The organism is Halorubrum ezzemoulense DSM 17463 (genome assembly GCF_002114285.1).
GTDB classification, from domain to species: Archaea; Halobacteriota; Halobacteria; order Halobacteriales; family Haloferacaceae; genus Halorubrum; species Halorubrum ezzemoulense.
In genome coordinates this window covers 1-5992 of sequence record NZ_NEDJ01000113.1, presented here as the reverse complement: position 1 = coordinate 5992, position 5992 = coordinate 1, and the positions used below count along the sequence as shown (strand labels likewise).

The following is a 5992-nucleotide window of genomic DNA, read 5'->3' as shown; positions in this document are numbered from 1 at the left end:
GCGATGCCACACAGTTGGAGTCTCGTCTCAATGGAGGACACAATCGATACCCCCAGGGGGCGAATTTAATCCCTGTCGATATTCAGTAGCGATGTCTGTTTGCTGAGTACAACCTCTGTATCTCGCAAGACGTTCTTGACAGCATTAGGAGAGGTATAGTCCGAATCTGGTCTGTAAGTACCCTTTACTGAGCGATTCTGAAGGATTCTACACAAACTAGGACCCAGTACAATATACTACCTTCTGAAAGTTCAAATAAAGCCGCGGTCGGCTAAGGCTCCAGCATCAATACGCCTGTCACCGATTATGGCTGCCGTCTGAGTCTTGCGGCATCGACTCTCTGTTCCGATAAAAACGAACGACTACGGTAGTGCCTGTGGTACCAGTAGACTGGAACTCAAGTTCAGCGCCCAGTTGGCTTACGGCCCAATTGACGAACCAGAGTCCGACACCCAGTCCGTGCTCAAGTTGTGTTTCGCTCGATTCGGTCAACAAGTCTCGCTCTCGGTCCGGGATCCCAGGACCATTGTCTGCGATGCGGAGCTGTGGGATATCATCAGCTGTCGTTTCGACCTCGATATCGACTCGTGCGGGGTCGTCTGAGTGAACAATAGCGTTCTCGACGAGTTCTGTCATAAGCCGTCGCACAACAGTTCGATAGGAGGTCAATTGTAGCCGCTCCGGAGCAGTGACTGAGATGCTGCTATCCGGGTAATCATCACGGGCCGTTGCGGCGACTTCGTGGGCGACCGCAGCAATATCGACCGTTGACGGGGCGCTAACGCTATCGGTCATAACTGCTTCAGCCTCTCGTGCTTTCCGGCTGACCGAGGCAAGCTCGCTGGCACTATTTTGAATCGCTGTCCGGTGCGTGTCGTCTTCTACGTGATCCGCATGCGCTAAGATCACGTCGAGTTTGTTCCGGGCGTTGTGTCGAAGCACGCGATTGAGTACTGAGAGCCGCTGTTCACGGGTTCGCTGATCGGTCACGTCCCGGAAGACAATTGTCCGCGCCACGGGCTCCCCGTCGCTGTCACTCGTGTCGCGTTCGACGTCGGAGACCGTGTACTGAAACTGACGTCGGCCCTTTGTCGTTTGGAGCGAGACAACCTCAGTTGTACCAGCTGATAGATTTGTCACATCGAATCCGTCTACGGCCGCGCTGACTGGTGTCCCGATCACGTCTCGTGTCGCCCACCCAAACAAGCCTTCAGCTGTCACGTTGGCATCGAGGATATTTGCTTCCCAGTCGACAACGACAACCGCCTCCTGGAGCGATTCGACGACGCGTGACCGCGCGACATAATCTGCTTTCGGGAACCCCGTCAATACCGGATAGCGTTGAATCGCAACGGTAAGTAACACTCCCGAAACTAACAACCCGCCAGTGACTCCGTCGATGATCAAACTCCCGTCAAGCCAGCCCCCGATAATGTATGGTGCTGAGATTGCTCCTAGCTGGATCCCAACCTGTGTTCTTGAAACACGGCCGTGGTTCCAGCCGTACCTGAGGAAGAGAAACGCCGCGTAGGCGTAAATTATGAACAATAATAACAGTTCAGTACCGACGAGTGACGCGAGTGAGCGACGGATCTCCTCCCGCGTTGGGTCACCCTCGAACGTGGCTGCTGCCCCAATCAGCGGGAGCGCAAGGAGAACAAACAAGCCCCCTCGGAGGGAAGTAAAGCCTGTCTCTCGGCCGATATACCCAAGGACATAGACCAGCCATATCGCGGGGAGAAACACGACCGGGACAACCTGCGCGATAGCAGCCAAATTCGATCCGACCCCCCATGCGTTCGGAAATTCAGAGATCAGCGAGAGCAGTGCCCATAGTAACAGACTGCCGCTCATGAGCGCAAAGGGGACCGCATTTGGGGGGGACCGATCCTTCGCAGTTTGCCACGTTACCCACGCCAGGAGGCCTACGGCAACGAGATCAACGGCAAGTGAGGGTCCTAATGAGAGCAGCATTGGTGGAGGGGATTCGCTTTCGGATTTTTAGATGGAACAGCGTTGAACCGCTGGGCAGTTACTGATGTCATTGCGCTCACTCACGCTGGTTGTTCAAGCGATTCATCCATAATTTCATCATACCCGTTACTGGCCCGGAAACACAGATATGTCGAGTGGTATAGCCGGCTGTGAACTACCCTACCCAACTCGCTCACGGCGCTGCCGTTCGCTTCGTTGAGCGTAGGGCTTTCGCGTGGACTCCCGTTCTGGCCATCGCTGGCAGGCTCGTAATCCGCGTTCACGTTCAATCTCCCGCGATTCAAGCGCACGTTTACGGGTGCGCCTCCGCCCGACGACGTTTGCCCCGAGCGGAGATGCTTCAGGCCGATGTTCTTTGCCGCGTTGTAGTCGGCGTGGGGTGAGTATCCGCACTTGAGACACTCAAACACGTCCGGTTCGTTCGAGGCGGGGCGGTTATCCTCGTGAGTGAACCCGCACTTGGAACACCGCTGGCTCGTGTACGCGGGACTCACCTGTTCGACCGAGATACCGACCATTTCGGCTTTGTACTCCACATACGCGCACAGCCGGCGGGAGGCCCATACGTGGAATGTCTTGGCATTCGGCATTCGGTCACGAATCCCAGTCAGGTTCTCGAACGCGATCACGTCACAGTCGTGTTCGACGGCTTCCGCGACGAGTTCTTTCGAGACGGTGTGTAAGAAGTGGTCATAGCGCCCCGTCTCGGTACGTCCAACCGACTGGATGGGTTCGTGGGCGGCCCGGGTTCCACATCGTTGGAACGACCCGCGCCGCTTTTCAAACTCGCGGTGCCAGTGGTTCAGCTCTGCCCCGTTCCAGAACGTGCCCGTGGAGGTGACGGCGACGTTTTCGATGCCGAGGTCAACGCCGAGGACTGTGTTGTGCCCGTCGTTACCGTCATCGGCAGTCTCGAACTCCGCGTCCGCCTTTGTGCGGGCGTGAAGGTGGAACTCGTCGTCGCGGTAGTGTAGTTCTGCGCCCGTCACGTCGTAGTCGTCGTTGAACAGAAACTCTGAATGAGGCGTCTCGCGATCCCCGTCGGGGAGAACATATCTGGCGGTGATACGTCCCGCAACGGTCGAGAGCGTCGCGTGGTCGTCGTTGAACGTCGCACATCGCTTGTCGTAGACGAGCGTCGGGGCGGAGAAGTGCGGCTTTCCCGCGTAGTCACCCTGTTTCCAGCGTGCGACAACGCTCTGGACGGCGTCGGCGGCCTTGTTGCGAGCGTCCTGGACGAGATTCGCTTGGAGCCTCGTTTTGGCCCGCACGTCGTCGTAGGTTTCACGCTGGAGTTGGGCTTTGCTCGTCGTCTTGTACTCACCTTGCCAGGCGTGGTCAACGACGTAGTTGGCGGCCCACAGGAACTCGGAGATGGTTTCGTGGAGGAGGGCGGCGTCGCTGTCGGCCACGTCGAGTTTGACGGGGACCGTACGACGTACCTCCATCCGTAATTCAGATGTTACGCTAAGTCTTTATGACAATACTGTTTTTGGAGGATAGTTAGCCACGTGTAGAACGTGGTAATGACGGAATCATGTCGGTTCCCTTCCCGACCTACTCACTCTCTTCGGTCGCTCCTTGAGGTCGGGGGCTCCACCTTGAATTACGCTGACTGCTGTTGCTGCTGTTGAAACACTCCGTTCAGGCTTATTGGTTCCAATAAAAACATTCAGGTGAAATGCAGTTTACTCTCCGTGGGGTGGCTGTCACGGTTACGCCGCTGATCCTTCTCGCGCTCATTCTCGGACTCGGCATCGCTGGGTATGGAGGATATGACTACGTCCAGCAGTCGGACGCTGTTGACGATGCTGTCGCTGTCGAAACAACTGTTGTTGGCACCGATATCAGCAGATCTGATGGGCGTCGCTTCTACTACCGCATCTCAGTTGAGCACACCTACGAATATCAGGGGCGTGAATATACGAGCAAACAGGTGTTCCCAGGCTCAACGCGGCCGATATACACCGTCCGGAGTGACGCTCAACGTAGTATTGAGCCATATGAGCCGAATGAGACAGCGACAGCCTACGTTACCCCCGACAACCCTAGTGGAGCGTTTCTCAAGCGACAAACGGTATTTGCTCCATTCAGATTCATTGGTTTTGGGAGTCTTCTGGCGCTCTTGACAGCACTTCATGCGATTGGGGCGCGTAATCCTGGCCAAAATGTAGGGATCAGTCAAACAACTGGGCGCGAGCCAACTCGATATGACACGGTGTTCGGGTTTAATCGAGACACACTGTCTCGAGTTAGTAAGCGTCTCATGTTGTTTACACCAGCTGTGTTTTTCGTTTCTCTCGTGACTATAGTGGTACTTCTGTTGAACTCAGAGGGGTCATCAATACAGGTCAGTGTGGCTGATCCAGTCGGATTCGCGTTCCTTGCGGCGCTTCTATCTGGTTTAGTATTTGTCTTTGGGCTTACACTATATGGCATTTGGTCATTTACCGAATACAGACGACTGCGTGAACGTATTCCAGACCCACGGCCACCGAGTCCGTTCCGACATCCGTCTCGCCTCGTTACAATCATGTACTCCCGAGACGAACTCAACGCCTATGGCCGTCGAGTGAAACTGACCGGCTTCGTGTTCACACTCATCGTGTTCCTCATCGGTGTCGTCGGGTTCGTGCTCGTGACGGCGTCGTAATAAAAAAAGAATTAGCTCGATCGGTACAACGAGAGGAGAGAGGATATAAATAGGAATGTACCGACGGAGATTAATGCGGCCCCTATTCGTATTGACTCTGTAATGTTTGTCGCTCCGACTACCGTCATCGCGATCCCGACCACACTCAGCAGAACCTTCCATACCGCGTTTGGGACCAACTCCAGTAATAGTTCAAAAATGAACTCTAAGATATCATCTATCATGTCTATTAATCACCACGACGGTGCCTAGTCCGTCAGTTGGCAATAGTGCTAGGTGGTAGATCCAGTTGCTTGTTTTTAATTCTGTGTTCACCATTTCAACCTCTCGGCTCTGTTGAAATTCTTAGCAGTTGGTACAAACGGGCTGTTAAATACAGGGCGCGAGTCTGTCACCCATCTACAGACTGGGTGGTATGACGGTTGTACAACCACCATGGAATATGGAGTACCATTGCTAAGAGAACTGCCACGCCAAGCTCCAAGAGAACTCCATCAGTAACTTGGGACGCAAGAAAGACTGTAGTGCCAGCTATGACGGCAGTTATGATCCGACTCGGATTCCAATTGAGGAGGGCAGACTGAAGCGCGGACATTACTTCCTCAGTCGAAAGCTACGAACATATGTGTTCTGGAAGTTTGGGTTCGGTATGATAACTATTCCAATGGTCGTAATTCAGAGTGTGAAACGGTGACTTGGATTTTTATTAATATGGAAGAATTCATTGACTGATGCGATCAGCGTTGAGTTCATCAGTTTCGATACAAGGAGCCAGTAGTACCAATATTGAATTGTTCGTTACACTAGGACTCATTATTTTGATTTTTGCCGGATTGTGGAAAGTATTTGAGAAAGCTGGGAAACCGGGCTGGGCTGCGATTATTCCGATATACAACCTCTACGTCTTAGTCAAGGTGAGCGGAAACGCATGGTATTGGTTTGCTCTGTTCTTCGTCCCAGTGATCAATTTCTTCGCCACGCTGAAAGTTAGTATCGATGTCGCTGGCAAATTCAATAAGGGGATTCTGTTCGGCCTCGGACTCACGTTTATTTCATTCGTCTTCTACCCGCTTCTCGGATTCGGTGGCTACCAGTATAACGATGCCACTAGCTCAACGGAGAGCATGGCCTAACACTCAAAAATCTCATTTAGGCCCAACTGCGCCGTGTTTCTCCCGATGAAACGCTGCTACGGGGTTGATACTATTCCCAGTATTAGATACAGGTAGCCGCCGGCCGGAGGCGGTCTTGAACAAATATCCGGTCGCTGGGCCTCTCCCATCGCTCACCTCCCCCCCAACGGATGGAAGGCTCACCTACTCCCCCCGCGACGCTTCATTGATC

4 protein-coding genes are annotated in these 5992 nt (G+C 53.7%); 2 read left to right on the top strand and 2 right to left on the bottom strand.

What is annotated here, in order from left to right:
* Nucleotides 1-297: 297 nt before the first annotated feature.
* Nucleotides 298-1974 (bottom strand): ATP-binding protein, encoded by a 1677-nt coding sequence (locus tag B9H04_RS17135; RefSeq protein ID WP_049933025.1) that lies wholly within the window; start codon nt 1972-1974, stop codon nt 298-300.
* An 80-nt stretch (nt 1975-2054) separates the two neighbouring features.
* Complete coding sequence (locus B9H04_RS17130; protein WP_248648669.1) at nt 2055-3443, bottom strand: RNA-guided endonuclease InsQ/TnpB family protein; 1389 nt, start codon at nt 3441-3443, stop codon at nt 2055-2057.
* A gap of 233 nt (nt 3444-3676) precedes the next feature.
* Here B9H04_RS17130 and B9H04_RS17125 point away from each other — a divergent pair, with 233 nt between their 5' ends.
* Together B9H04_RS17125 and B9H04_RS17115 are read left to right on the top strand one after the other, a co-directional pair.
* Nucleotides 3677-4648, top strand: a complete 972-nt coding sequence (locus tag B9H04_RS17125; RefSeq protein ID WP_080508642.1) for a DUF3592 domain-containing protein — start codon at nt 3677-3679, stop codon at nt 4646-4648.
* 731 nt (nt 4649-5379) lie between these two features.
* Nucleotides 5380-5781, top strand: a complete 402-nt coding sequence (locus tag B9H04_RS17115; protein ID WP_049933027.1) for a DUF5684 domain-containing protein — start codon at nt 5380-5382, stop codon at nt 5779-5781.
* Nucleotides 5782-5992: the final 211 nt, after the last annotated feature.